General features: G+C 50.8%; 1 pseudogene. It reads left to right on the forward strand.

Going from position 1 to position 242, the window contains the following annotated elements:
• A pseudogene (locus tag QCD69_RS22605) lies at window positions 1-242 on the forward strand (L,D-transpeptidase); the annotation flags it as partial.

Here is a 242-nt window from a genome sequence, read left to right on the forward strand (position 1 = left end):
TTCCGGTTGCGTGAGGGTAAACAAGTCGTCTTATTTGGATAATCTGCTGTTACAGGATGCGGTCTGGAATGATTAGCGTATCTCGTGCACGCTGAAGCAGGGTGATACCCGTTATGTGCCGGTGCGTCATCACATTCAGGTCAACCTGTATTATCTGACAGCCTGGGACGATGACGACGGACTTACGCAATATCGTACAGATATTTACAATTATGACCTGACGGCGCGCTCCGGGCCGCAGG

It is taken from the genome of Erwinia sp. PsM31 (genome assembly GCF_030433775.1).
GTDB classification, from domain to species: domain Bacteria; phylum Pseudomonadota; class Gammaproteobacteria; order Enterobacterales; family Enterobacteriaceae; genus Erwinia; species Erwinia aeris.